General features: G+C 61.8%; 22 protein-coding genes. 10 read left to right on the top strand and 12 right to left on the bottom strand.

Annotated features, from left to right (window positions below; all coding sequences use genetic code 11):
- Positions 1–30 precede the first annotated feature (30 nt).
- Positions 31–1,848, top strand: coding sequence for a glycoside hydrolase family protein (locus MQW23_RS15585; RefSeq protein ID WP_252109129.1), 1,818 nt, complete (start codon positions 31–33; stop codon positions 1,846–1,848).
- A 142-nt stretch (positions 1,849–1,990) separates the two neighbouring features.
- Here MQW23_RS15585 and ahpF read toward each other — a convergent pair whose 3' ends face one another.
- Positions 1,991–3,547, bottom strand: coding sequence for an alkyl hydroperoxide reductase subunit F (ahpF, locus tag MQW23_RS15580; RefSeq protein WP_252109128.1), 1,557 nt, complete (start codon positions 3,545–3,547; stop codon positions 1,991–1,993).
- Positions 3,548–3,789: 242 nt separating this feature from the next.
- The gene (ahpC, locus tag MQW23_RS15575; protein ID WP_252109127.1) at positions 3,790–4,353 is read right to left on the bottom strand and encodes an alkyl hydroperoxide reductase subunit C; all 564 of its coding nucleotides are present in this window, start codon (positions 4,351–4,353) and stop codon (positions 3,790–3,792) included.
- A 415-nt stretch (positions 4,354–4,768) separates the two neighbouring features.
- On the opposite strand from ahpC, the gene MQW23_RS15570 reads away from it, so the two are divergent.
- The 4 genes from MQW23_RS15570 (at position 4,769) to MQW23_RS15555 (ending at position 8,898) form a co-directional block, all read left to right on the top strand.
- The gene (locus MQW23_RS15570) at positions 4,769–5,869 is read left to right on the top strand and encodes a polyamine ABC transporter substrate-binding protein (RefSeq protein ID WP_252109126.1); all 1,101 of its coding nucleotides are present in this window, start codon (positions 4,769–4,771) and stop codon (positions 5,867–5,869) included.
- Between the two features lie 81 nt (positions 5,870–5,950).
- Positions 5,951–7,120: an ABC transporter ATP-binding protein gene (locus MQW23_RS15565; protein ID WP_252109125.1), complete on the top strand. Its 1,170-nt coding sequence runs from the start codon at positions 5,951–5,953 to the stop codon at positions 7,118–7,120.
- Positions 7,121–7,144: 24 nt separating this feature from the next.
- A complete protein-coding gene (locus MQW23_RS15560; protein ID WP_252109124.1) occupies positions 7,145–8,056 on the top strand; it encodes an ABC transporter permease subunit in 912 nt (303 codons plus the stop codon).
- Complete coding sequence (locus tag MQW23_RS15555) at positions 8,053–8,898, top strand: ABC transporter permease subunit (RefSeq protein ID WP_319022816.1); 846 nt, start codon at positions 8,053–8,055, stop codon at positions 8,896–8,898. The genes MQW23_RS15560 and MQW23_RS15555 overlap by 4 nt, the downstream gene beginning before the upstream one ends.
- Positions 8,899–8,906: 8 nt before the next feature.
- On the opposite strand, the gene MQW23_RS15550 is transcribed toward MQW23_RS15555, so the two are convergent.
- Positions 8,907–9,116 carry a zinc ribbon domain-containing protein gene (locus MQW23_RS15550; protein WP_252109123.1) on the bottom strand — a complete coding sequence of 70 codons (210 nt, stop codon included), beginning with the start codon at positions 9,114–9,116 and terminating at the stop codon, positions 8,907–8,909.
- Positions 9,117–9,246: 130 nt separating this feature from the next.
- Here MQW23_RS15550 and MQW23_RS15545 point away from each other — a divergent pair, with 130 nt between their 5' ends.
- Positions 9,247–9,675, top strand: a complete 429-nt coding sequence (locus tag MQW23_RS15545; RefSeq protein ID WP_252109122.1) for a DUF3617 domain-containing protein — start codon at positions 9,247–9,249, stop codon at positions 9,673–9,675.
- Between the two features lie 95 nt (positions 9,676–9,770).
- Here the strand turns inward: MQW23_RS15545 and MQW23_RS15540 are convergent, their stop codons facing one another.
- Together MQW23_RS15540 and MQW23_RS15535 are read right to left on the bottom strand one after the other, a co-directional pair.
- Positions 9,771–12,884 carry an efflux RND transporter permease subunit gene (locus MQW23_RS15540; protein ID WP_252109121.1) on the bottom strand — a complete coding sequence of 1,038 codons (3,114 nt, stop codon included), beginning with the start codon at positions 12,882–12,884 and terminating at the stop codon, positions 9,771–9,773.
- Entirely contained in the window at positions 12,881–13,912 is a 1,032-nt protein-coding gene (locus MQW23_RS15535) for an efflux RND transporter periplasmic adaptor subunit (protein ID WP_252109120.1), read from the bottom strand. Before MQW23_RS15535 ends, MQW23_RS15540 begins: the two co-directional genes overlap by 4 nt.
- Before the next feature lie 219 nt (positions 13,913–14,131).
- On the opposite strand from MQW23_RS15535, the gene MQW23_RS15530 reads away from it, so the two are divergent.
- Positions 14,132–15,316, top strand: a complete 1,185-nt coding sequence (locus tag MQW23_RS15530; protein ID WP_252109119.1) for a BaiN/RdsA family NAD(P)/FAD-dependent oxidoreductase — start codon at positions 14,132–14,134, stop codon at positions 15,314–15,316.
- Positions 15,317–15,388: 72 nt separating this feature from the next.
- On the opposite strand, the gene MQW23_RS15525 is transcribed toward MQW23_RS15530, so the two are convergent.
- The 4 genes from MQW23_RS15525 to MQW23_RS15510 all read right to left on the bottom strand — a co-directional run bounded on the left by MQW23_RS15525 (position 15,389) and on the right by MQW23_RS15510 (position 17,507).
- Positions 15,389–15,685 carry a YqjK family protein gene (locus MQW23_RS15525; RefSeq protein ID WP_252109118.1) on the bottom strand — a complete coding sequence of 99 codons (297 nt, stop codon included), beginning with the start codon at positions 15,683–15,685 and terminating at the stop codon, positions 15,389–15,391.
- Entirely contained in the window at positions 15,660–16,064 is a 405-nt protein-coding gene (locus MQW23_RS15520; protein WP_252109117.1) for a phage holin family protein, read from the bottom strand. The genes MQW23_RS15525 and MQW23_RS15520 overlap by 26 nt, the downstream gene beginning before the upstream one ends.
- Positions 16,064–16,396, bottom strand: coding sequence for an ElaB/YgaM/YqjD family protein (locus MQW23_RS15515; protein WP_252109116.1), 333 nt, complete (start codon positions 16,394–16,396; stop codon positions 16,064–16,066). Before MQW23_RS15515 ends, MQW23_RS15520 begins: the two co-directional genes overlap by 1 nt.
- Positions 16,397–16,472: 76 nt before the next feature.
- The gene (locus tag MQW23_RS15510) at positions 16,473–17,507 is read right to left on the bottom strand and encodes a phospholipase A (protein WP_252109115.1); all 1,035 of its coding nucleotides are present in this window, start codon (positions 17,505–17,507) and stop codon (positions 16,473–16,475) included.
- 201 nt (positions 17,508–17,708) lie between these two features.
- Here MQW23_RS15510 and mscK point away from each other — a divergent pair, with 201 nt between their 5' ends.
- Entirely contained in the window at positions 17,709–20,999 is a 3,291-nt protein-coding gene (gene mscK / locus MQW23_RS15505; RefSeq protein WP_252109185.1) for a mechanosensitive channel MscK, read from the top strand.
- A 46-nt stretch (positions 21,000–21,045) separates the two neighbouring features.
- Here the strand turns inward: mscK and MQW23_RS15500 are convergent, their stop codons facing one another.
- From MQW23_RS15500 to MQW23_RS15490, 3 genes are read right to left on the bottom strand one after another with little or no spacing between them, the layout of a single operon-like run.
- On the bottom strand, positions 21,046–21,798 hold the full coding sequence (locus MQW23_RS15500; protein ID WP_252109114.1) for a TlyA family RNA methyltransferase: 753 nt from the start codon (positions 21,796–21,798) through the stop codon (positions 21,046–21,048).
- A 44-nt stretch (positions 21,799–21,842) separates the two neighbouring features.
- Positions 21,843–23,840, bottom strand: a complete 1,998-nt coding sequence (locus MQW23_RS15495; RefSeq protein ID WP_252109113.1) for a hypothetical protein — start codon at positions 23,838–23,840, stop codon at positions 21,843–21,845.
- A 30-nt stretch (positions 23,841–23,870) separates the two neighbouring features.
- Positions 23,871–25,094, bottom strand: a complete 1,224-nt coding sequence (locus MQW23_RS15490) for an ATP-grasp domain-containing protein (RefSeq protein ID WP_252109112.1) — start codon at positions 25,092–25,094, stop codon at positions 23,871–23,873.
- Between the two features lie 200 nt (positions 25,095–25,294).
- Here MQW23_RS15490 and MQW23_RS15485 point away from each other — a divergent pair, with 200 nt between their 5' ends.
- On the top strand, positions 25,295–25,624 hold the full coding sequence (locus MQW23_RS15485) for a DUF1820 family protein (RefSeq protein ID WP_252109111.1): 330 nt from the start codon (positions 25,295–25,297) through the stop codon (positions 25,622–25,624).
- 64 nt (positions 25,625–25,688) lie between these two features.
- Complete coding sequence (locus MQW23_RS15480; RefSeq protein WP_252109110.1) at positions 25,689–26,324, top strand: TIGR04211 family SH3 domain-containing protein; 636 nt, start codon at positions 25,689–25,691, stop codon at positions 26,322–26,324.
- Positions 26,325–26,337: the final 13 nt, after the last annotated feature.

Raw genomic sequence — 26,337 nt, 5'->3', positions numbered from 1 at the left:
GCAGCGTACACAACGATAAAAGGGTGAATCATGGCGAAATCGACCGGCTCGAAAAGCCTCGGTCAGGCCAGGCGCGCTCAGCGCGCCAGGAAAAAAAAGCAGGTGGCGCCGGCGTTTAAGGTGCCGGTGTTGAAAAAGACCTCAGGCCATAGCGACGCCGCGACAGTACCGCTAAGCGAAGCTCTTGAGCGCGCGCGCTTGGCGCTTGACGAGGCGTTGGAAGGCCCACTGGAGGCGCCGCTTCATCTGTTCGTCTGCGCCACCGATGCCACCCACCGTGCCGTCGTGGTCAATGCATACGGCGTGGCGGATAGCGAACATTGGCAAGCGTTGAGTGAGGCGCTCGCAACAAAATTGAGCGGGCAGGCGCCGGTACGATGGCTGCGCATTGATTGGACTCGCGAGCTTGCCGAGTACACCTGGGAGGGCCTAACCGCTGAGCTCAAAAAGCACAAGCGTAACTACTTTCGCCGCGGCATCGCGCTGGATGCCGGGTGCGAGCGCGCGTTTCTCGAGCAGGAACTTAACGCCAACGCCATGCTTTATCAGGGCGTCAAGGTGCCCCACGCCGAGCTCAATCAGAAAAACTTCCTGCGCTACGCCCGCGAGCGTTTTGGAACTCAAACGGCGATCAATTTCGACCCCCACCAGCGCGTATTCACCTTTACCACCGATGCGGTTCTCGTCACCGCCGACCAAGTAACGCAGCGTTTGCACGGCTACTCCGGAGGCAAGGAAGGGCGTAACACCGGGCGGCGCATCATCGAAACACTCACGCCCGAGATCACACGCACGCTGATCGAGCGCGCCAGCGGGTTTCTCGCCGATCAGGTCGAGCCGAACGGGCGCTTTATCTATGGCCTGCACCCGTGTTTTGACCGGCAGGTGAACGGCTACAACACCCTGCGCCACGCCAGCAGTATCTACAGCATGCTCGAAGCCTGGGAGGTGACCCAAAGCGCGTCGCTCAAGCGCGCGATCGACGCCGCGCTTTCGCACCTCACCACGCGGCTTTTGAAGCGCTTTACGAACCGCGGCGAGCAGGTGGCGTACCTTTTGGAGGATAACGGCGAGATCAAGCTCGGCGGCAGCGGCGTCACTCTTTTGGCGCTGTCGAAATACACCGAGCTCACCGGCGATGAGCAATACCTGCCTCTCATGGAGGCGGTGGCGCTCGGCATCCGTCAGTGCCAGCTCGAAAATGGCGGTTTCAACCATGTGCTGAACGCGTCTGATCTAAGCGTCAAGGAGGCGTTTCGCATCATCTACTACGACGGCGAAGCGGCGTTTGGGCTGATGCGCCTGTACGGCTTGACCCAGGATGCCCGCTGGCTCGAGGTGGTCGAGCGCGCTTTTGAGTACTTCACCATTCAGGAGCACTGGAAAGCGCACGATCACTGGCTGAGCTACTGCGTCAACGAACTAACGCTTTACCGGCCCGAGGAGCGCTACTACCGCTTCGGGCTTCAAAACGTGGCGGGGTATCTAGGGTTCGTGGAGGGTCGGATCACCACCTTCCCCACGCTTTTGGAGCTGATGATGGCAGCGCACAAGATGATCGCACGCCTGCAGGCCACGCCCGAACATCGCCACCTTTTAGAGCTCATCGACGTCGAGCGCTTCTATCGAGCGCTTGAGACGCGCGCCCACTACCTGCTCAACGGCCATTTCTGGCCCGAATTCGCGATGTTCTTCCAGCGCCCGGAACGCATCGAAGGCAGCTTTTTCATCCGCCACCACAGCTTTCGCGTACGCATTGACGACGTCGAGCACTACCTCTCCGGATTCGTGGCGTATTTGCTGCATTATTTGAAGCAGGGTGCCCTCGAAAACCAGCGTCGGATTTAAGCAAGCCTTACGATCAGCAAAATGATCGGCCTTGAGATTGAAACGCAAAAAAGCCCACCCAAGGCGGGCGTGATGATACGGTTTTTACATCGAACACGAGAAGGGGCGCCATGCCCCTTCGCGCTTCGCGATCCTGAATCGATCAGTTACGAATCAGATAGTCAAAGGCGCCTAGTGAAGCCTTCGCGCCTTCGCCCATGGCGATGACGATCTGCTTGTAAGGCACGGTGGTGGCATCACCCGCGGCGAACACGCCGGGTACGGAGGTCATGCCGTGGGCGTCGACGATGATCTCGCCGTGGGGCGACATTTCGATCGGTGAGCCCTTGAGCCACTCGGTGTTCGGCACCAGACCGATCTGCACGAAGATGCCTTCGAGCTCGACGTGTTTGGTTTCGTCGGTGTTGCGATCCTTGTAGGTCAGGCCGTTAACGCGGCTGCCGTCGCCGGTCACCTCGGTGGACTGGGCATTCAGGATGATGTCGACGTTGGGCAGGCTCTTGAGCTTTTTCTGCAGCACCGCGTCGGCGCGCATTTCGCCCATGAACTCGACCAGCGTGACGTGGCCAACGATACCGGCAAGATCGATTGCTGCCTCGACACCGGAGTTGCCGCCGCCGATGACCGCCACGTGCTTACCCTTGAACAGCGGACCGTCGCAGTGGGGGCAGTAGGCCACGCCCTTGTTACGGTACTCGCGTTCGCCGGGTACGTTCATTTCGCGCCAGCGCGCACCGGTGGCCAGCACCAGCGTCTTGCTCTTGAGCGTGGCACCGGACTCGAACGTTACTTCGTGAAGCCCGCCCTCGACCTCGGCGGCCTTGAAGGCGCTTGCACGCTGCAGGTTCATCACGTCGACTTCATAGTCGTTGACGTGCTGCTCGAGTGCCGCGACCAGCTTCGGCCCTTCGGTGTAGGAGACCGAAATGAAATTCTCGATGCCGAGGGTGTCGACGACCTGACCGCCGAAGCGCTCGGCGGCGATGCCGGTGTTGATACCCTTGCGCGCCGAGTAGATCGCCGCCGAGGCACCGGCCGGGCCGCCGCCGATGACCAGCGAGTCGAAAGCGGCTTTTTCGCTAAGCTTTTTGGCGTCGCGCTCGGCTGCACCCGTATCTACTTTGGCAAGAATCTGCTCGATGGTCATGCGACCCTGATCGAAAGGCTTGCCGTTGAGGTAGACGCTCGGCACCGACATGATCTCGCGCGCTTCGACCTCGTCCTGAAACAGCGCACCGTCGATGGCCACGTGGTGGACATTCGGATTGAAGATCGCCATCAGGTTCAGCGCCTGAACCACGTCCGGGCAGTTCTGGCATGAAAGCGAGTAGTAGGTCTCAAAGCGCATCTCGCCGTCGAGCGCCTTGATCTGATCCAGCGTTTCCTGAGCGGTCTTGGGCGGGTGGCCGCCAACCTGCAGCAGTGCCAGCACCAGCGAGGTGAACTCGTGGCCCATGGGAATGCCGGCGAATACCACACCGGTCTCTTCACCGGGGCGGTTGATGGCAAACGACGGCGTGCGTGCGTCCTGACCGTCGGTATGCAGAGTAATCTTGTCGGTCAGACTCTTGATGTCTTCCAACAGGCCGAGCAGCTCTTTTGACTTGTCACCGTCATCGAGGGACGCAACGATCTCGAACGGTTGAGTCACCTTTTCCAGATAAGCTTTCAACTGACTTTTTAAATTGGCGTCCAACATGACAGCGGGGTCCTCGCAATCGGCTTTGATTGAGCTCGACCGATGACAGGCCCAAAACGGCCTTCACGGGAGCAACACAAGCGGTTAAAAAAGATCGAACGATGTTTCGAATACAAGGAGCGTTTTAAGCCATCGAAGCGCTGTGTTCGAAGGCTTAAAACGATGCACCCGGGCAGGGCCCGGGTGCAGGGCCGATTCAACACGAAGCGGTAAAAGCGTTGAGGTGAATCGGCGGGTTGGCGTTAGATTTTGCCAACGAGATCCAGCGACGGCGCCAGCGTCTCTTCGCCTTCTTTCCACTTGGCCGGGCATACTTCGTTCGGGTTTTCGCGAACGTACTGAGCGGCCTTCACTTTACGCAGCAGCTCTTCGGCGTTACGGCCGATGTTGCCGGCGTTGATCTCGACGATCTGTACCTTGCCGTCCGGATCGACCACAAAAGTGCCGCGCTCGGCCAAGCCGTCTTCTTCGATCAGCACTTCGAAGTTGCGCGAAATTTTCAGCGTCGGATCGGCAATCATCGGGTACTGAAGCTTGCCGATGGTCTCGGAGCTGTCGTGCCACGCTTTGTGGGTGAAGTGGGTATCGGTGGATACGCTATAGATTTCAACGCCCAGCTTTTTGAACTCTTCGTAGTGGTCGGCCAGATCGCCAAGCTCGGTCGGGCAGACGAAGGTGAAGTCGGCCGGGTAGAAGAAGAAAATGGACCACTGACCTTTCAGGTCGGCCTCTGTAACGTCGATGAACTCACCATTGAGGTAAGCAGTCGCTTTAAACGGTTTGACTTCGGTGTTGATCAAGGACATTAAGATCGTCTCCAAGTGATTGGGTAGTGGCTTGTAAATACGGGTATCATACTAACGGCGAATGGATGATAGCTAAAATTGAGAATGAACATGTGATCCATAGCTTAATGCTATCAAAAGCGTCTTTATCGATAGTGTGCTCGTCGAATGTGCTTCGAGCGCCTCTTAAAGCCGCCCAACTACGCCGTTAACAGATGTAGGTTGGGTCGAGACGGCGGTAATGCAACAATTTTTTGGCCAGCCCTTGCGGTGGGAAGGCCAGCCGCGCAGAATTCGCGGCGCAAAAATTGCCAGGCGGCGAGCAGGTGCTAATTTGAGTGTTGGCACATCCATCGGCCATCAGGCGATACCCCGCCGCCGGCTCAGGGCGGGTCAGCCGCCCTGGTCTTTCATTATTTTTACAAGGAGCCACCTGATGGGGAACATCCACAAACTTTCCGCGGCCGTTGCGGCCCTTTCCTGCGTCGCCGCGGCGAGCGCTCATGCTGACGAAGTGCGCGTCTACAACTGGTCCGACTACATTGCGCCGGAAACCCTGGAGAAGTTCACCGAGCGCACCGGCATCGACGTCACCTACGACGTTTACGACAGCAATGAAACCCTTGACGCTGCGCTGCTGGCGGGCCGCTCCGGTTATGATGTGGTCGTTCCTTCTTCCCACTTCTTCTCGCGCCAGCGTCAGGCCGGCGTGTATCAGCCGCTGGATAAGAGCGCGCTGCCGAATCTGGAGAACCTCAACCCGGAGCTGATGGAGAACCTGGAAGCCATCGACTCGCAAAGCGAGTACATGGTCCCCTACATGTGGGGCACCAACGGCATCGGCTATAACGTCGAGCGCGTCACCGAGATTCTTGGCGACGATGCGCCGGTCGATAGCTGGGCGCTGCTGTTCGACCCGGAAGTCACCGGCGCGCTCAGCGAAGCCGGCTGCGGCATTTCCATGCTCGATACCGGTGAGGAAATGCTGCCCGCGGCGATGGCCTATCTCGGTCTCGACCCGGTCGGCGACAGCACCGATAATCTCGAAGCCGCCGGCGAGCTGATCGAAAGCGTTCGCGACGACATCACCTATTTCCACTCCTCGCGCTATATTTCCGATCTCGCCAACGGCGATATTTGTGTGGCGGCCGGCTACTCCGGCGACGTTTTCCAGGCCGCCGAGCGTGCCGAGGAAGCCGGACGTGATTTCGAGATCGGCTACACCATTCCCAAAGAGGGCGCCGCGCTCTGGTTCGACGTCATGGCCGTGCCGGCCGACGCGCCGAATCCGGAAAACGCCCACGCCTTCATCAACTTCATTCTCGACCCGGAAATCGCCGCCGAGATCACCGACTACGTAAGCTACGCCAACCCCAACGCCGCCGCCGATGCCTACGTCGACGAGGAGATCCTGAACGACCCGGCGATCTACCCGGAAACCGAGGTGATGCAGAACCTGTATGTCGCGCGCGACATGCCGCAAAATTTCCAGCGTCAGCGCACGCGTATCTGGAATCGCGTTAAATCCGGCCGTTAAGGCGCTGGTCAAACGGCGGGCAGGCAAGCTGCCCGCGCTTTATCATAGGGCCTGCTATCAGGCCCTTTTTTAGGAGTGGGCATGGACACGACGACCTCGTCGAAGGACACCACACCGGACCCAGGCGCTATGCGTACCGTCGGCAAGCCCCCGCGCTTTGCCGAGGACGTCGTGCTGCAGGTCAAACGTCTAAGTAAGCGCTTTGATGACGCGCTGGCGGTGGATACCGTCAATCTCGAGGTCAAGCGCGGCGAGATTTTTGCGCTGTTGGGCGGTTCCGGCTCCGGCAAGTCGACGCTTTTACGCATGCTGGCGGGGTTCGAGACGCCGTCGGAGGGCCGCATCCTGCTCGGCGGCGAGGACATTACGCAAACGCCGCCGCACAAGCGCTCGATCAACATGATGTTTCAATCCTACGCGCTTTTTCCCCACATGAACGTGGCGCAGAACATCGCTTTCGGCCTTAAGCAGGACAAGCTCTCGAAGGCGGATATCGACGAGCGGGTCACGCAAATGCTCAAGCTCGTGCACATGGAGCGCTTTGCCAAGCGCAAACCGCACCAGCTTTCCGGCGGCCAGCGTCAGCGGGTGGCGCTGGCGCGCTCGCTGGCCAAGCGGCCAAGGCTTCTGCTGCTCGATGAACCCATGGGAGCGTTGGACAAGAAGCTTCGCACCGAGATGCAGCTCGAGGTGGTCGAGATCATCGAGCAGGTCGGCGTGACCTGCATCATGGTCACCCACGACCAGGAGGAGGCGATGACCATGGCGGATCGCGTGGCGATCATGGCCGACGGCTGGATCGAGCAGGTGGGCTCGCCGGTAGATATCTACGAAAGCCCGGCCAGCCGCATGGTGGCGGAGTTCGTAGGCACGGTGAATCTGTTCGAAGGCGAGATCGTGGCGGACGCCGCCGATCACTGCACCATCGAAACACCGGCGCTGTCGCGGCCGATCTACATCGATCACGGTATTACCACCCAGGCCGTCGACCGACGCGTATGGGCGGCGCTGCGTCCGGAAAAAATCTGGCTGTCGCGTGAAAAGCCAGAGGGGGCGTACAACTGGGAGGCGGGCAAGGTCGATGATATCGCTTATCTTGGCGGCTACTCGCTCTATTACGTGCGCACTGCATCTGGCCAGATCATCAAGGCGAGCATGGCCAACGTCGAGCGTCGCGGTGATCGGCCTACTTGGGAAGACAGCGTGTACGTCTACTGGGAAGATCACAGCGCCATCGTGCTCAACCGCTAATGCGTGGCTTTAGGAGCGCCCTTGATGAAGTCGTTTGAGTTCGCGGCGCGTTTGAAGCGCCTGAAGCTTGGCCGCCGCGCGGTCATCGCGCTGCCGCTTTTATGGCTGACGCTGTTCTTTTTATTGCCCTTTGCACTGGTGCTGAAAATCAGCCTGGCGGAGTCGGTGGTGGCGATTCCGCCGTTTGGCCCGCTGATCGAGTACAGCGATCAGGTTCTGCACGTGTTTCTCAACCTGGGCAACTACCTGTTTTTGATGTCCGATTCGCTCTACGCCGCGGCGTACTGGGGGTCGATCAAGACGGCGTTCATTTCGACCGTTGCGTGCCTTTTGCTAGGCTACCCGATGGCCTACGCCATGGCGCGGGCGCCGCTTCGCTGGCAGCTGGTGCTGGTGCTATTGGTGATGCTGCCCTCCTGGACATCGTTTCTCATCCGCGTTTACGCCTGGATGGGCATTTTGAGCAACAGCGGGCTGATCAATAACCTGCTGCTCGGGCTTGGCGTGATCGAGTCGCCGCTTCGAATGATGAACACCCGCTTTGCCGTGGTGTTGGGTATCGTCTACGCCTACCTGCCCTTTATGGTGTTGCCGCTTTACGCCCATCTCACGCGTCTCGATAACGCGCTGCTGGAAGCGGCGGCGGATCTGGGCTCGCGCAGGTTCAATACCTTCATCAAGGTGACGCTGCCGCTCTCCATGGGCGGAATCATCGCCGGGTCGATGCTGGTGTTCATCCCGGCCGTGGGGGAGTTCGTGATCCCCGAGCTTCTCGGCGGACCGGATACGCTGATGATCGGCAAGGTGTTGTGGGAGGAGTTCTTCCTTAACCGCGACTGGCCGATCGCCTCGGCGCTGGCGATGGTGATGCTGCTACTGCTGCTCGTGCCCATCGTCTGGTTTCATCGCTATCAGTCCCGGGAGCTCGAAAAATGAGGTTCAAGCCGCGCGTTCCTTCGTTTACGACGCTCATGTTGATCGTCGGGCTATTGTTTCTCTATTTGCCGATGGCCGTGCTGGTGGTCTATTCGTTCAACTCCTCCCGGCTGGTCACGGTGTGGGCCGGGTTCTCCACCCAGTGGTACGGTGCGCTGTTCGAGGATCGCCAGATTCTCGAAGCGGTATGGACGAGCCTTAAAATCGCCTTTTTCGCCGCTAGCATGGCGGTGTGTCTGGGTACCGTCGCGGCCTTCGTGATGACCCGGTTTGGGCGTTTTCGCGGCAAGACCGCGCTTTCGAGCATGGTGACCGCGCCGCTGGTCATGCCGGAGGTGATCACCGGGCTTTCGCTTTTACTGCTGTTTGTGCAGATGGCCCAGCTCACCGGCTGGCCGGCGGATCGCGGCATGGCGACGATCTGGATCGCCCACACCACGTTTTGTAGCGCCTACGTCGCGGTAGTGGTGGCCGCGCGCCTTCGCGAAATGGACCGCTCGATCGAGGAGGCGGCGATGGATTTGGGCTCACCGCCGCTGAAGACCTTTTTTAGTATCACGCTGCCGGTCATCTCGCCGGCGCTGGTCGCCGGGTGGCTTCTGGCCTTTACGCTGTCGCTGGATGACCTGGTGATCGCAAGCTTCGTTTCCGGGCCAGGGGCGAATACGCTGCCGATGGTGGTGTTTTCATCGGTGCGCCTTGGCGTGTCGCCGAAGATCAACGCGCTGGCCACGCTGATCATTTTGATCGTGGCGATCGCTACGCTGCTGGCCTGGTTCATCATGCGCCGAAGCGAAAAGCGCCGCCTAATGCTGAATCGCCAGACCCTGGGCGGCGAGTAGGGGGGCGATCAGAGCACGTCGTCGTCGCGCCCGGTGGTGATCGCCTCGATCTCGCCGGTCATCGGTGACATGACGACCTGCACCTGGATCGGTGCGCAGCAGCGGTGGCAATCCTCCCAAGTGGTGTGGCTACCCTGAGACGTGTCGATGATGAAGGTCAGCGCCGTGGCGCAGTAGGGGCAGTCGAAATCGTGTTCGATGAGCGCTTCGTCGTCCATGAGGGTCTCTCCCAAAAGGTGAGGCGTGCAAAACAAGGGTGGATTCAGTGTAGCAGAGCCCGGGTGGGCGTCGGTGTCCAGAATCAGGTAGGATAGGCCGGCGGTTTTTCGATCAACAGGTGAGACAACGATGATGAAACGTTACATGGCAGTGGCGGCCGCGCTGGCCCTCCCGATGACGGCTCTGGCAGAGGCGCCGAACGTAACGCCGGGCGAGTGGGAGTTCGTGAGCGTGACGAGCGTTAGCGGCGATATGGATATTCCGGATCAAACCGAAACCGAGCGTCAGTGCATTACCCAGGAAGAGCTCGACAGCGCCGAATTCGGTCTGATCGAAGAAGAGCAGGGTTGCGAGCTTTTAAGCCAGGAGATGAACGCCGACGGCCTCTCCTACAGCATGGCCTGCAGCGCCGACGGCGGCCAGGCGACCATCGATGGTGAAATGAGCTTCATGGGCGAGCAGATCGACGGCACCGTCACGATTCTGACTGAATCCCCGATGGGCGCACTCACCATGGACACCACCATCGAAGGCGAGCGCGTCGGTGACTGTGGCTAAGCGTTGAAGCGTGATCGAAAAAAGGCGCCGCTTGGCGCCTTTTTTGTGGCCGCTATCTGGTAGGCCACTACCCGTGAGCCACTAGCTGGTAAGGACTAGTTTCGCCGATCGGCGGCGGCGATTTCCGCCTCCAGTCGGCGCTTGACCGCATTGGGCGAGCCGGTGTGGCGGGCGAGCAGATCATAAGCGACCGGCACGACCAGCAGCGTAAACAGCGTGGCCGCCCCGACGCCGGCCATAATCACCGTGCCGATGACCAGACGCGACTCCGCCCCCGGCCCCGTCGAGAGAATTAGCGGCACCGCGCCGGCCATGGTGGTGATCGCAGTCATCAGAATGGGGCGAAGGCGGGTGACCGAGGCCTCCACGAGCGCCTCGCGAAACGCGGCGCCTTCGTCGCGCAGCTGGTTGGCAAATTCGACGATCAGAATACCGTTTTTCGCCGCCAGCCCGATCAAAAGCACAAGCCCCACTTGGCTGTAGATGTTCAGCGACTGCCCCGTGAGCAGCAGGGCGAGCAGCGCGCCGCTCATGGCCAGCGGTACGGTTAGCATGATCACCAGCGGATGAATCAGGCTCTCGAACTGCGCCGCCAGCACCAGAAACACCACCACCGCGCCGAGCACCAGTAGAAAGGTCGTGGCGCCGCTGGCCGCCTGGTAGTCTCGCGAGGGCCCGGCCAGGTCGGTTTGGGCCGCCTCGGGCAGCAGCTCATCGGCGGCCTGTTGCAGATAGGTAATCGCCTCGCCCAAGGTGTAACCATCGGCCAGATTCGCTTCGATAGTGATCGAGCGTACTCGGTCGAAGCGGTTGAGCGTGCTGGCCCCGGCGAAGTCGGAGAGCGTCACCAGGCTCGAGAGCGGAATCAGCTGATTGCTTCGGCGCGAACGCACCTGGATGTTGTCCAGCGCGCGGGGGCTGTTTTGCCGCGCCCTGTCGCCTTCGACGATCACGTCGTACTCTTCGCCGTCGTCTACGTAGCGGGTCACGTTGCGCCCGCCAAGCAGCACCTCGAGCGTGCGGCCGATCTCACTGACCGTCACGCCGAGGCTTGCGGCGCGGGCGTAGTCGATTTCCACGCGAAGCTGGGGCTGGGTTTCGTCATAGTCGCTTTCAAGCGCCGTCAGATGAGGGTTGTCGCGGCGCACGTGCTCCAGCAGCGTGTCGCGCCAGCCGGCGATCTGCTCGAAAGAGCCGCCGCCGAGCACGAACTGCAGCGGCTTCTGGGTTCGCTGGCCAAACCCCTGGCGCATTACCGGAAACGCCTGCACGCCGGGAAGCGTGGAAAGGGTAGCGCGCACCTCACTCATGATCTCCCAAGCGTCTCGCCGCGTGCCCCAGTCCGCCATATCAATGATCAAAAAGCCGCTGTTGAAGTTTTCGATGTTGCCAAAGCCGCGCGGTGCGCGAACCACGATGCGCTCGAACTCGCCGCTTTGCAGAAACGGGTCAAGTCGCGCCTCGATCTCGTCCATATAGTCCATCATGTACTCGAAGGTGGCGCCTTCCGGGCCGTTGACCAGCACGATAAAGTTGCCGCGATCCTCCTGGGGGGTGTATTCGCTCGGAAGAATGGAGGCAAGCCAGGCGGTGGCGGCGATCAACAGTAGAAACAGCGCCACCACCAGCCAGCGCAGTTTGAGCGTTAGCAGCAGTACGCGCCGGTAAAGGCGCTGGGTGGCGCTTAGAAGCCGCTGCACGCCGCGGCCGATACGGCTGTCGTGCATGCCGGGCTTGAGGATTTTCGAGGCCATCATCGGGGTAAGCGTGAGCGCTAAAAGCGTCGAGAACACCACCGCGGCGGCCATGGTCAGGGCGAACTCGGAGAACAGCCGGCCGATATCGCCCTGGAGCATGCTCAAGGGCACGAACACCGCGACCAGCACCAGGGTCGTGGCGATCACCGCAAAGCCGATCTGGCGGGTGCCGCGGTAGGCGGCGACCAGCGGCGTCTCGCCGTACTCGAACATGCGCCGGTTGATGTTTTCGAGCACCACGATGGCGTCGTCGACGATCAGGCCGATGGCGAGCACCAGCGCCAGGAGCGTGAGCAGATTGATCGAAAAGCCCATGACCGACAGCGCCGTGAAAGCACCGATCACCGCGATGGGCACGGTAACGGCGGGCACGAGCGTGGTGCGAAGGTTGCCCAAAAACAGAAAGATGACCACGACCACCAGCGCCATGGCGATGAATAGCGTCGAGACCACCTGGTCGATGGCGCCGGCGACGAACAGCGAGGCGTCGTAGTTGAGCTCGAGCGTCATGCCGTCCGGCAGGGTGTGCTGCAGCCGTTCAAGCTCGTCCTGCACCGCTTCGGATAGCGCCAGCACGTTGGCGGTGGACTGCATGATCACGCCCAGACCTACCATCGGTACGCCGTTGGCGCGAAACACCGAGCGATCCTCCACCGAGCCCACCTCGACGCGGGCAACGTCGCTCAGGCGCACCAGATAGCCGCTCTCGCCCTGGTCCAGCGCCAGGCGCTGAAAGTCCTCGGCGGTGGCAAAGGCTCGCGGCAGGCGCACGATGAACTGGCGGTCGGCGGATTCGAGCGAGCCGGCGGGTAGCTCGACGTTCTCAGCGCGCAGGGCGTCCTCTATGTCGCCCACCGTTAGCCCTCGGGCCGCCAGGGCGTTGCGGTCGAGCCAGACGCGCATGGCATAGTCGCGCCCGCCGCCCACGCGGATACGGGCGACGCCTGGCTGCACCGAGAGGCTATCGACCAGCTGGCGGTTGGCGTAGTCGGTGAGCTCGGTGATCGAGTACTCGGCGCCGGAAAGGCTCAGCCACACCACGATCTCTTCGCTGCTGTCCGCCTTGGTGACTTCCGGGGCGTCGGCGTCGTCGGGAAGGTTTCTTAGCGCCCCGGAGATGCGGTCGCGAATATCGTTGGCCGCGGCGTCGATGTTCATGGTGATCGCGAACTCGATCTCGATGCGCGAGCGGCCATCCTCGCTTTGCGAAGTAATCAGCTCGATGCCTTCGACGCCGGCGATACGGTCCTCGAGCACCTGGGTGATGCGCGTTTCGACGACGCTTGCCGAGGCGCCGGGGTAGCGGGTATCGATACTCACGATCGGCGGATCGACGGTGGGGTACTCCTGCAGCGGCAGCCGATCCAGCGCCAGCACGCCGAAGGCGATGATCAGCGCGGCGATGACCAGCGCCAGTACCGGGCGCTGAACCGAGATGTCCGAAAGCTTCATCCGCGATCCGCCTCTAGAAGCTCGCGCACGCCGGTGTCGTCGTCGACGACGCCGAGCAGGCGCACTTCAAGCTCATCGCGGGCGAGCTGTAGCCCGTGGACCACGACCAGATCGGTTGCGTCGAGGCCTTCCAGCACTTCCACCTCGCCAACACGGCGCTCGCCGATCGTGATCTGACGCCGCTCCAGGCGGTGGGTGTCGCCATCTTCGTGGATCAACATGACGTAGTGGCGGTCGCCGCTGGGTTCCAGCGCCGCTTCGGGTACGATGATCGCCTCGCGGGGGCGCTGGCGCACGGTGACTTCCATCAGCATCCCCGGGCGAAGGCGCAGCCCGGGGTTGTCGAGCAGGGCGCGCACGTCGACGCTGCGGGTGACCGGGTCGATGCGCGTGCCGATGCTGGCGATGTCGCCGCCAAACACCTCCTCCGGGTAGGCGGCGGTGGTAGCGCTAAGCTCGAGCCCCGGTGAAAGTCGGCCCAAAAAGACCTCCGGCACACTGAAGTCGAGCTTCATGACGTCGAGCTTGTCGAGGGTGGCCAGCGCCATGCCTGGCGTGACCAGCGCACCTACGCTCAAGTCTCTCAGCCCGACCCGGCCGCTGAAAGGGGCGTGCAGCCGGTAGTCCTTGAGCTGCGCCTCGATCGCCTGCACCTGGGCCTGGGCCTGATCCTGCCGCGCTTGGCTATCCTCGACGTCGGCACGGGCGGCGAGGTTTCGGTTTTGCAGCTGCGTGGCGCGATTCAAGGCGTTTTCGCGCTCGGCGCCGAGCGCCTGGGCGGCGCGCAACAGCGCCTGCTCCTGGGCGTCGTCGAGGCGAATCAGAAGCCTTCCCCGCTCGACCTGTTCACCGTCGTCGAAGTTGATCTCGGCGATGCGCTCGGTCACCGTGGCGGCAAGCGTCACGCTTTCATCAGCGCTGAGCGTTCCCAGCGCTTCGAGCGGGTCCGACCAGCGGCCCGCCTCGGCGTAGCGGCCAATGACGGTCGGCAGCGACTGGGCGAAGGCCAGCGGTGCGAGGGCTAGCATGAGAATGACGCTTGAGAGCAGTTTCATAAGGCGGCTGTGGGCAGGCATACGGGTCTCGGTCAGGGGCCGTGTCAACTCGGGTGCGGTGCAGCGCAGGGTCGATCAGCGCGGCGTTTAATGCAACGCTTTCGCCGCGCTGACCGAAACAGGAGCTGGCACAATAAAGCGCTTCATACCTGATAGAATGGCCGACTTTCTGCAGGTTCGAGGATATCGGGTATGGTATTTGATGTCGTGATCATCGGCGCGGGTGCGGCGGGTCTCATGTGTGCCGCCCAGGCCGGCTACGCCGGCAAGCGCGTGCTGGTGCTGGACCATGCCAACAAGGCGGGTAAGAAGATCCTGATGTCCGGTGGCGGTCGCTGTAACTTTACCAATATGGACACCGCGCCTCACCACTTTTACTCGCAGAACCCGCACTTTTGCATCTCGGCGCTCAAACGCTACCGCCCTGAGCACTTCGTCGAGCTGGTCGAGCGCCACGGGTTGGAGTACGTCGAGAAGGCCCCGGGCCAGCTCTTTTGCGCCGACTCCGCGAAAGAGATGGTTCGCCTACTGTTGACCGAGTGCGAGTGGGCCGGCGCCGAGGTATCGCTCAACACCCGCATCGAGCGCGTCGAGCGCTGTGGCGAGGCCATGCGCCTTCAAACCTCCCGCGGGCAAATCGACGCGGGCGTGCTGGTAGTGGCGACCGGCGGGCTTTCGATTCCCACACTGGGGGCCAGCGGCTTTGGCTATGAGCTTGCCCGCCAGTTCGGGCTTGAGGTGCTGCCCACCCGGCCAGGGCTCGTGCCGCTCACCCTCAGCGATACCTGGAAGGCGCGTGCCAGCGCCCTTTCCGGTGTGAGCGTGCCGGTGGCCGTGCAACACGGCGGCTACCGTTTCGAAGAGCCGCTGCTTTTCACCCATCGGGGGCTTTCCGGACCATCGATGCTGCAAATCTCGAGCGTGTGGGAACCAGGCGAAGCGCTCACCATTGATTTGCTGCCTCACAGCGAGGCCCGGGAGTTACTCCTGACGGCGCGCCAGGAAACGCCCAAACGGCTGCTGTCGACCTGGCTTGGCGAGCACTTCCCCAAACGTTTGGCCCAGGCGCTGATCGAGTGGTACCCCGAAGGGCAGACGCAAATACCGCTGGCGCAGGTTTCCAATGAGGTCGTTGATACCTGGGTCGAGCGACTCAATGGCTGGACGTTGAAACCCTCTGGTACTGAAGGGTGGCGTACCGCGGAGGTGACCATGGGCGGGGTCGATACAGACGCAATCTCCTCGAAAACCTTCGAGGTGAAGGGGCTGCACCAGCTTCGCTTCATTGGCGAAGTGCTGGACGTTACCGGGCGCCTTGGCGGCTACAACTTTCAGTGGGCCTGGGCGAGCGGGGTGGCCTGCGCCCAGGCGCTTTAATCGCTTTCGGTATAGGCTGGATACGAAAACGCGCGCCGAGGCGCGCGTTTTGGAAAGCTCTAACCGAAACCTTTAGGTCGCGATCTTGGCCAGCAGTTTGAACTTGCGAAACAGCATGTAGCCTGCCAGCGCCTTGCGTCCGGCGGCCATGGCGCCCCCCGGATGGCGAACCAAACGCCACGCGGCAATGCCGCCAATGGCAAAGAGCGGCAGCTTGAAGCTTTTGAGGCTATTTTCGAGCGGTTGAGCGGCGTTTAAGAGATAGTCGCTATCAACCAGGATATCGACGCGCTGCTGCTCGAGTTCCAGCAACAGCGCCGCCTTACGCTCGGCACGGCTGGGTTTAGCGGTGTTGGTCGGGGTTGTCATACTGGTTGGCCTCCAAAAGCGCCCGGTCGGCTGCCAGTTGCTTGAGCGTCTCTTTCAAAAGCGTATGGCTTTTGGCCTGACGGTAGGCGATCAGGGCGAAAAGCAGGCTCAAGAAAATCAGAACGCCGGCGCTGAAAACGATCGCCGTGATGCGGTAAGTATCCCAGAACAGGATAATGACCAGCGCCGTTAACGTGGCCACGCCCAGCAAAAGCAAAAGCAGGCTCGCGCCTGCCAGCAGAAAAAGTACCAGTAAACGTGCGCGTTCCTCTTCAAGCTCTAAAACCGCCAAACGTAGGCGGGTTTCACTGTTAGCAACCAGTGAGCCCAGCAGGCGTTTGACGGCAGAGAATACGCGTTGGGTAGGACCCAAGGCCATTAGCGACGACCGAGCAGCAGTCCGGCTACCAGACCCGCGGCGGCACCAATACCCATGCTGGTCCAGGGGTTTTCGCGAACGTAGCGGTCGCAGCAATCAACCTGGTTGGACAGCGACTCGCGGGTATCTTCGTAAAGATGCTCGCCAGCACTTTCCAGACGTGAGCGGGTCTCTTTCAAACGACGCTCGGCGCGCTCGCGAAGGCCGCGCATTTCACCGCTGGCATCCTTGGAGGTGGCGCTAACCAGCTCTTCGACGGTTTCGCTCAGGTAGCGAAGGTCGTTTTTGAGCTGGTCGGCACGTGCTGAACTGTCGGAATTACGCTTGGCCATGATGTCTTCCTTTGACGTATGAATGAAACGATAACCGCTATCAGCATAGCAGCCCTTACCGAATAGACAACCTCGCCTAACGGTCGAGCCCGGTGGCGCTAAACATGGGGTTCAGGCTAAAACCGATGCTCAGCCGGTGGACCCGGTTGTCGTAGTCGATCATGCTCTCGCCGTACCCGTAATAGTACTGCAGGTGCGCGCGTAGGTTGGTGAACGCCGGCCAGCTGTAGTCGATTTGCGTGCCGTAGTTGCCTGCCGATGGATTACCGCGAAGCTGCCCGGCGATCTCGTGATTATGGTTCAAACGCTTGGCCAAACGTATGTCGCCGTAACCCATGAAGCGCTCGATATCCGGGTTGTCGTCGCTGCTTTCCGACTCCGGTACGCGCCAGTGGGGAGCAAGCGTCAGCGCCCAGTCACCGCGCTGGAAAGTGCTCTCCAGGTAGAAGCGGTTCCAGCTACGCGAAAGCGGGTCCGAGCGGCCGTTGGACTGGTGGTTGAACGAGATCCGGTTGCGAGTGTTGACCCACCCAAGTGCCGTCCAGGCGTTATCGAAGTCGATGAAAATTTCCGGCTCGTAGTTAGTTTCCCGGAAAGGGGAGGAGGCCTCGGTGTTATACGCCTGCCACCAGCTTCTTTGGGTGTAGCCAAAGTAGATATCGCCTACATCGCCAAACAGGTCTTGCACCAAGTTGAACTTGGCGCTGAATTGAAACTTGACCTCGACGTTGTCCGGGCCGCCCTCGTCGGTGATTTCACGAAAGTCCTGTGTGTTCGTGTTGGCGTTGTAGCTGACCGGGAAAAGATAGTTGGTCCGGTGCGTGGTGATCGCAAAGGGGTTGCGCGTCGACTCCTGCTCGAGCATGCGCCGCTCACTCAAGTCTTCCAGCGCGGCTTCTTCCGGCTGCTGCTCGGGCTCGATGCCGGCGGCGCGTTCCTCGGGGGCCTCCACCTGTTGAAGCTGCTGGCGCAGTTGATAGAGCTCGACGTTGAGCGCGCGAATGCGCGCCTCGATCTCGTCAGGCGACTGCTGCGCCCAAGCACTCGGCGCGAGCGGTGAGGCGCCAACGAGCACGAAAAGTGCTGCAAACAACCGGTGTTTATTGACCATGAAAGAGGCTCGCGAGGTGAAGGAGTGAGTTAACAGGGCTTTCTATACAGCCTTGGCGTTTAAGTCAACTAGCGATGATTGCGAAAGTACGCATTACCCAGGACAATGGCGCCCTTTCCCGCCATGGCGGGCGATCTGTCAGCGGAGCGACGCGACGAGATGAAACGTGCGGTAGGGAGATGGGTAGGGTGGTTGGCGCTGATGGCGCTGTTACTTGCCTTGGGTACCAGCGCCTGGGCGGTCGAGGTCGAAGGCGTTCCGCCGAAGGAAGAACTCAGCGAACGTATTGACCAGCTCGAGGCGACGGAGGGGGAGTTAAGCACTCAGCAGGCAAGCGATCTTCAGTCGCTGCAAGCCGCGCTGGACGCTTATGAGCGCCTCGAGGCGATGGAGGAGCGTTTGGCCACCCTCGAGCGGCGCACCGACGATGCGCCCTCGACGCTTGCGCGTCTGGAGCGCGAGCTCGACGAGGCCGAGCAGGCGCGTCAGGCGCTCAGCGCCGAAGACCTGAGCGACATGGCGCTACCGCGGCTGGAAAGCCGCCAGGCCGACGCCGTGGCCGCACTGCAGCAGCTTCAGGCGCAGCTTGCCGACGCTAACTCCCAGCTGCTGGCCGCCCAGACCCTGCCCGAGCGCGCTCAGCAGGCCATTTCCGATGCGCTGCAGCGAAGCGAACGCCTGCGCCGCGACCTCGACCAGCGCGAGGCGCTGCTCGACGACCGCCAGCTCTCGGCGCAAAGCGATGCCGAGCTGATTCAGCTTCGCCTGGGCCGGGCGCTGGCCGAGCGCGAAATCAGCCTCAACCAGCGCGAACTCAGCGCCAACAGCCGCCTGCGTGAGCTGGCCCAGCGCCGCCGTGATCTGTTGTCGATGCAGATCGATGAGAAGGAGCAGCAGCTCAATCTGCTCCAGGGCGTTATCGACCGCCAGCGCCGGCTCGCCTCGGAACAGGCGATCGCCGATGCCGCCCGCGAGGACCCGCTGGTGGCCGAAGGGCACCCGGTGGTGCTGCGCGCACAGCAGATCAACCAGACCTTGAGTCTCGAGCTTTTAAGAGCCACCGACCGCGCCAACGGCATCGTGCGTGAAAACATCGAGGCGCAGCGCCAGCTCGATCACGTGCGCCAGCTCCAGCGAAGCCTCAACGAGCAGCTCGACGCCATTCGCGGCAGCCAGCTGCTTTCGCGCATTCTGGTCGAGCAGCGCCAGTCGCTGCCCAGCATCGCCCCCCGGCGCGATCTACAGGACGAAATCGCCGACCTGCGCCTTAAGCAGTTCGACCTAGTGCGCCAGCGCGACCAGCTCAGACAGGGGGAGCGGCTGGCCAATCAGCGTTTGGAGGAGGCCGGGGTCGACGTCACCGCCGGGCTCATCGATTCTCTTTCAAGGCTCTACCAGTCCCGGCGCGAGCTCGTCGAGCAGCTCGAACAGGCCTACGGTGAGCTTTTGAGCGCGGCCATCGAGCTCCAGCTCAACCAGCAGCAGCTGTTGGAAATCTCGCGCACGCTGCGCTCGACCATTGATGAGCAGCTTTTCTGGGTTGCGAGCAGCCGCCCGCTGGATCTCGCCTGGCTACGCCAACTGCCGCAAAACCTGCGTATCGAGTGGCGTGAAGGCGAGTGGCGAAACCTTTTGCCCACCCGCTGGCAGGGGCTTTCGTGGCAGGTGTTCAGCGGCGCGCCGCTGATGCTGATCAGCCTGCTTTTGATCTCGCTGAGAGCGCGCATCAAGGCGCGGCTGGCGCTTCTTCACTCGCAGATCGGCCGGCTCAAAAGCGACACCCAGGGCCATACGCCCAAGGCGGTGTTGCTCAACGCGCTGCTCGCCATTCCCGGCCCGCTGGTGCTCGCCGGCGTCGGTTTGGGACTCAAAACCACCGAGGGTACGGCGCTTCAAAGCCTGTCGATGGCGTTTTTGCAGCTGGCGCTGAGCTGGGGGGCGATCGCTTGGGGGAGAAGGCTTTTGGTGCCAGATGGAGTGGCTGAGCGCCACTTCACCTGGTCGGCGGGCTACAGCGCTCGGCTTCGCCGGCTCTTGGGCGGGCTTGGGCTGATGCTGTCGCTGGTGCTGGTGATCGCGACGATCTCCGAGCCGATGCAGACGCCGCTGATCCAGCGCCCCATCGCGCTTTCGCTGCTGTTCGTCGCGCTGGCGGCGATGAGCTGGTGGCTGGCTCAGCTGATTCTTGCCCACGTGCCGTTTTTCGGCGTGCGCCTTTTCCGGCTGCTGCTGGGGCTTTCCATCGCCGCGGTGCCACTGGTGCTGTTCAGCCTGGTGGCTTGGGGGTTCGAGTACACCGCGCTTCGCCTGGTCGGGCGCTTTGCCATGACGATCTACATTCTCGGGCTCTGGATCATCGTCGAAGCCACCGTGGTGCGAAGTTTGGCCGTGGCGGCCCGCCGGCTTGCCTACCGCCGGGCGCTGGCGCGCCGCCGCGCCCAGGTGCAGGAGGGCGCTGAGGGGGGGCTCGAGGTGGTCGAGGAGCCGCCGCTGGACATGCACCAGATCAACAGCCAGTCGCTGCGCTTGTCCAAGCTGATTTTGTTGATCGGCTTCATGACGCTTTTGTACCTGGTGTGGTCGGATCTTTTGTCGGTGCTGGGCTATCTGGATCAGGTGTCGCTGTGGGACGCCGAAGAGGGTGATATCGTCGGCAATACGCTGTCGATCGCCGATCTGTTCACCGCGCTCTTCGTAGTGGCGGTGACCTTCATCATGGCGAGTAACCTGCCTGGGCTTTTGGAGGTAATGGTGCTCTCCAGGCTTTCGCTCAAGCAGGGCAGCGCCTACGCGATCACCTCGCTTCTCTCCTACACCATCGTCGGCACCGGCGTGGTCATGGCGCTGGCCACTCTGGGCGTCTCCTGGGACAAGCTGCAGTGGCTGGTGGCCGCGCTCAGTGTCGGGCTCGGCTTCGGGCTACAGGAGATCTTCGCCAACTTCATTTCGGGGTTGATCATTTTGTTCGAGCGCCCGATCCGCATCGGCGACACCATCACGCTTGGGAACCTGCACGGCACCGTCAGCCGAATTCGAATTCGCGCCACGACGGTCACGGATTTCGATCGCAAGGAGATCATCATTCCCAATAAGACCTTCGTGACCGACCAGCTCATCAACTGGTCGCTTTCCGATAACGTCACGCGGGTCGTGTTGACCTATGGCGTCTCCCACGGCTCGGACCTGGCCCTAGTTCACACGCTTTTACGCCAGGCCGCCGATGAAAACGCGCGCATTCTGACCGACCCGGAGCCTCAGGTATTCTGCGTAAGCTACGGGCCGCACAGCCTGAATTTCGAGCTGCGCATCTTCGTCAACGACCTGCTCGACCGGCTTTTTGCCGCCGACGAAGTGAACTGCCGGGTCGACGCGCTGTTTCGCGAGGCGGGCATTCGGGTCGCTTTCGAGCAGATGGACGTGTGGCTGCATCGCGACGAAAACGAGGCGGTCAAGGTGCAGTCGGCCAATGCGCTGCCGCCTTCGACGGGCTAGCGCGCGTTTTATCCGCCAGGGGCTTGCTCGTTCAGGTCCTGCTCGATTAAGCCTTGCTCGCCAACAGCAAAAACTCCCGATTGCCGTCGCCGCCGGTGATCGGGCTCTCCTGCCAGTGGCTGATCGCAAGGCCGCTTTCTTCGCAGCACCGGCGAATACGCCGTTCGACCTCGGCAAAACGCCTTGCGTTCTGCACCACGCCGCGCTTGTCGAGCGCCCCGGGGTCGAGCTCGAACTGGGGCTTCACCAGCGACAACAGCCGGCCTTTTGGCGGCAGCAGCGCCGCAATCTCCGGGATGATCAGCGTTTGCGAGATGAACGAGACGTCCATGACCGCGACGCTGATCGGCCGCTCTGACAGCGCCTCCAGAAGCGCTTGCGAGGTGCTCATCGCTCGGGCGTTCAATCCTTCCAGACAGCGCACCCGCGCATTCGCGCGAAGCGCCGGGTCGAGCTGGCCGTGGCCGACCTCCACGCCGATCACGTGGCGCGCACCAAAGCGCAGGGCGCAGTCGGTGAAGCCGCCGGTGGACTGGCCGATATCGAGTACCCCAAGGTCGTTCAGGCGCAGCTCAAGCGTTTTGAGCACGCCTTCGAGCTTGAGCCCGGCCCGGGAGACGTAGCGCTCTTCCGGGTCGTCGTCGATGACAAAGCGCGTCTCGGGCGGCCAGGGTTGGGAGGCGCGGGTCAGCGGGGTGCCGTCTTCAAGGCGAACCCGGCCGTTTTTGATCAGGCGCTGGGCGCGGGTGCGGGAGCTGGCGAGGCCCAGGGTCGCCAGCAGCTGGTCGAGTCGCATCATATCGGGGGTAGTAAACGGTTCACTAGCGGTTGGATGAGTGGCTTTTAGCGTTCAAGTTCAGGCAGGCGCGCCTCGCCCCAGCTTCGGTGCAGGTAGCCCGTGACCCGCTCGAGTGCGTCCTTTGAGACCGTGGCCGGCTCGCCGCGCTCCAGCGGATCGTGGTGATAGATATAAAGGCGCGAGACGAACTGCTCGAACGGCAGCGAGGCCTCGCCAAAGCGCTCGCCAAACCCGGCGGTGCTCACGCGCACGCCGTCGCCCCAGTCCTGGCCGCTGTCATTGTTGGGGTTGAAGAAGTAGACGCGCATGGTGTCCGTGGGGTCGAGCGAGGCGCGCAGAATGGTGATGGCGTGCCAGCCCACGAAGCGCCCGGCGCTGTCGGTGACGGCAATGCCCGCGGGCTGAGGGTGAATCAGCGGCTGGTTGCCGTTGTAGAACGGATGGTAGCTGGCGTAGAAGTGGCGAATGAAGCGTTCGACCTCGACAAGCCGGCCGCTTTGTACATCGACGTTGATTCGAAACCCGCGCCCGGACCACCACCCGTGAAACTCCGGATTCACCCAGCGGTGCGGGTCGCCTTCACGCCCGATACAGCGCCGCCCCATCTCGGCGTAGATGCGATCCAGGTGCGGCACCACGATCAGTGAGACCGGGTCCAGGTCCATGGGAATAGAGGTGGCCACGCCCGCGCCGCTCTCTCTGGACGAGATCGGCTGGCCTTCGAAGTGCATGATGATCTCATCGTCTCGCGTCGCCCAAGCCACCATCTGCAGCAGGTAGTCCGGGTCGTTGTAGGCCCACATCGAAAGCGCCCGTGCCGACTGGCAGGTCGGATTGTTGCCCTGGCCCACGCCCAGCGGTAGCCCCAAAAGGCAAAGCACGCCCTCCATGAGCCGCGCGTGCGGGCTTGCCTCGTCGCCGTAGGTCGCGCTCAGCCGCGCGTTTGCCGGCGCCGAAAGCGCCAGATTGAGCTGGCGCCACATTGCCGGGGCTACCGGCGGCTGATAGAGAATGCCGCGCTCGAGCATCAGCGCAAGGCCGTACACCGCCTGAGCGGTCGCCGGATAGACGCTTTCGCGAATCAGGGCGTGGACCAGCTCGCGGTAGCACAGCAGACAGTCCCGCCCGGTGGAAGAGAGCCCCAGCGCTTCGCTGATCAGGTAATCGCTTTCATCGAGACAAAAGCGCATTAGCACGGCGTGGTAGGGCGATACCAGCCCGGTGTCGTGCATGGCGCGAGCAAAGCCGGTGGCTTCGGCCTGCAGCGCGGCGCTGTCCATGCTGGCCAGCCGCGTCTGAAACACCTCGACGCCTGGATCCTCGCGGCACGCCTGGGTGGGGCCGAACAGGGAACTGACCAGCCGGTCGGCGCCCTGGCCGCTTGCGCCGAGATCGATCGATGGGTCGGCCTGGCACAGCGCGATGCGGGTAATCATCTGCTTGATGCCGTCGACCTGCACCGGGCGCTGCTGAAGAATGCGCCAGATTTCGTCGATCAGCCGGTCGATAACGTGCTCGTAGCCGATTCGCTCGGCCAGGTGCTGAAAAAGCGCGCGCGGAATCGCCGCCAGTCTTCCCTGGGTTTCACGCTCGGTTTCCGACGGCGCGCCGAACAGCAGCGTCAGGTTGAGCGCCATGACCTGGGTGAGGTGCTGGTGCGCCTGCTCCTGGGTGATCAGCGGATGATCGAGCTCGCCCCTGGCCACAGCCAGAAGACGCAGCTCGCTGAGCGCCTCGATGACCAGGGCGTGGGCGTTGGCACTTGTGAGCGAAAAGGCGGCCAGGGCGGGCTGGAGATACTGCGGGGTTTCCCAGTCGGAGCCTTCGAACACGGCGGCGGATTCAAGCGCCGCGGCGCGCGCCTCGCAGGCTTGGCAGCCGCCTGGTTGCAGCAGTACACGCCGGGCGGTATCCAGAACGCGGGGGAGCTTGTCGGGGCGGGCGAAGTCGGGAGAGTCCTCGAGCCTTTTAAGCGCGTCGTCCAGCTTTTCCAAAAGTCCCCTCAGCTGAGGGGACGGGGTTTGATCATCGGTGGTCGTCACAGCGACTCCTTTTCCCTGCAGTCGCGGGGATTATACATAGAAGTCGAGGTCTTCCTGATGTTTCAGCAGATCGCGAAGCGTGTGGGCGTCGTCGCCGCGAAAGTAAATAAGACCCCAGTGGGTGCCGAAAGCGGTGCGCTTGGTGACCGTTTCCTCGACCGGCGAGGTAAGCTCGTGTGACTCGAAGTAGGGGTGGTCCTCGGTCTCTTCCGGAATCTCCAGGCGGCTAACTACGCGCCGGCGGGGGTAAACGCCGAAGCAGCCGGCGAAGCCGTCGGCATCGAACACTTCCTTGGGAAAGAATTCGGCGACTTCTTCCGGTGTGGTTTTGGGATCGAATACCAGCATCGAGGCCTGGTAGGCGTTGAAGCCGTAGACCCGCTCGAGCAGTTCGAACACCTTGAAGCCCGGCGGGCGATAGGCGACTTCGCCAAAGTACATCTCGCCGTCGCTGGTGACGAAGTACTCCGGGTGGATCAAGCCGAACTCGATGTCGAAGGTCTTGATGAGCTTCTCGATCTGTTGGGTGATCTGTTCGCGGTATTTCTCAAGCTCAGGTGAGGCGGGTACGAACACCGAGTAGCCCAAGGTCACGTACTCGGAGATGTTCAAAAACGCGATCTTGCCGTTATGAATCCACGCCTCGACGGCGAACTCCCAGCCGTCCAAGTGCGACTCCATCAATACCGGGAACTCCTCTTCCGGAATCGAATCGATTTCATCCGGGGTGCGAATCACACGGTGACCAAGACAGCCCGCCTTGTCGAAAGCCTTGAGGTGAATCGGGTCGTTGGGGTCACCGTCGAGCTTCAACAGGGTTTGGTTGACGCGCTTCAAAAAGCGGATGACGTCTTCCTTGTCGTGGGCCTCTTCGAAAATGCCCACGCGAATGCCACCCAGCTGTGCCCGGCGCTTCATCAAGGCTTTATCGCGTAGCAGAAGCGACTGGCCATAAAGGCGCGGGTTGTCGAGCAGCAGCGAATTGATCGCGCCGGCCCACTCCACGGTCTCTTCGAACAGCGGGATGGCGACGTCGACGCCTTTCTCTTTCAGGGTTTCGGCAATTTCGAGCGAGCGGTCGTTCAGCCGCTCGAAGTTCCACGCCACGTGGGGGATGTTGTGCTGCTGGCAATACTCTTCGGCCCAGTCCGGGGCGACCACGATGTAGCGGCGGTCGAACTTCTCCGCCGCTTCGATGGCGTTCAGGCTCCAACCCAGTAGGGCGATATACCCCTTGCTCGAATCCTTTTCCATGCTGGTAACTCCTGTGGGGAAAAAACCGCCTGCATTAACGCCACCATACACCCTCGGTCACCCAATAAATACCCGAGCCGCCACCCTGAAAATGGGCAGTAACGCATAAAACGTGCACGCGGCAGTAAAGGGCAGGCCCAGAGTTATGATAGTCTAGGATCGAATTTTTGACCTTCAAACGCCAAGAGGACGACGCCAGAATGGCGCCCAAGCCAATCTATCGGGTAGTGGTTCACCAGCAGGGTGAAGTGTGGGATTTATACGTCAGAGAGATCTTTCAAAGCGAACTCTGGGGCTTTATTGAAGTCGAGGAGTTTGTCTTTGACGATGTTTCGCGGGTGGTGGTCGACCCCGGTGCGGAAAAACTGCAGCGCACCTTCGAGGGCGTTAAGCGAAGCTATCTGCCGCTTAACGCCATCGTGCGGATCGACGAGGTCGAGCGTGAAGGCCCGCTGAAAGTCGTCAAAAGCGATAGCCGCGTCGCGGAATTTACTCGTCCCTTCCCGCTGCCACCTCGCGGAGAAAGGTAAGCGTACGGGCGCGCCTTTGAGCAACGATGCCCGACGTACGTGTTTTTTGATCAGGATGTTAGTCATGCAAGTAAAAAAGTCTCTTTTCATGGGTTGTTTGGCGAGTGCCGGTTTATTGATGGGTGCGGCAAGCTCACAGGCCCTCGCTCAAAGCGATAGTCAGGCCTGGGTCAGCGAAGAGCTCAGCACTTTCGTGCGCAGCGGCCCCACCGACGGTTACCGCATCGTGGGCACGCTCAACGCCGGCGAAGAGGTCGAAGTGCTCGAAGAGAGCGGCGACTACACCCGCGTACGCGGCAGCGGTGGCGACGCCGTATGGGTACTCAGCGACGAGTTGCAGCAAACCCAGAGCGCCCGCGAACAGTTGCCCGAACTCGAAGATCAGGTCGATGAACTTACCCAGGAACTCGACGGTATCAACGATACGTGGGAGGAGCGCGTCTCCTCGATGCGCGAAACGCTCGAGATACGCGAGCAGCGCATTACCGAGCTTGAGGCGCGCAACCAGGAGCTTGAAAGCGTCACCGATCAGTCTCGTCAGCAGGTGCGCGCGCTCGAGGCCCGCCTGGATACCCAGGAAGAGGATCTTTTGATGCGCTACTTCATGTACGGCGGCGGTGTGGCCGGGGCCGGGCTTTTGGTTGGGCTGATCGTGCCGCACCTGCCGCGCCGGCGTAAAAAACGCGACCGCTGGTTCTAAGCGCCCAGCCAAG

This window comes from Halomonas sp. S3-1-1 (genome assembly GCF_023757625.1).
Lineage (GTDB): Bacteria > Pseudomonadota > Gammaproteobacteria > Pseudomonadales > Halomonadaceae > Vreelandella.
Note: the sequence above shows the minus strand (reverse complement) of the source record. Positions and strands in the feature narration are given on the sequence as shown.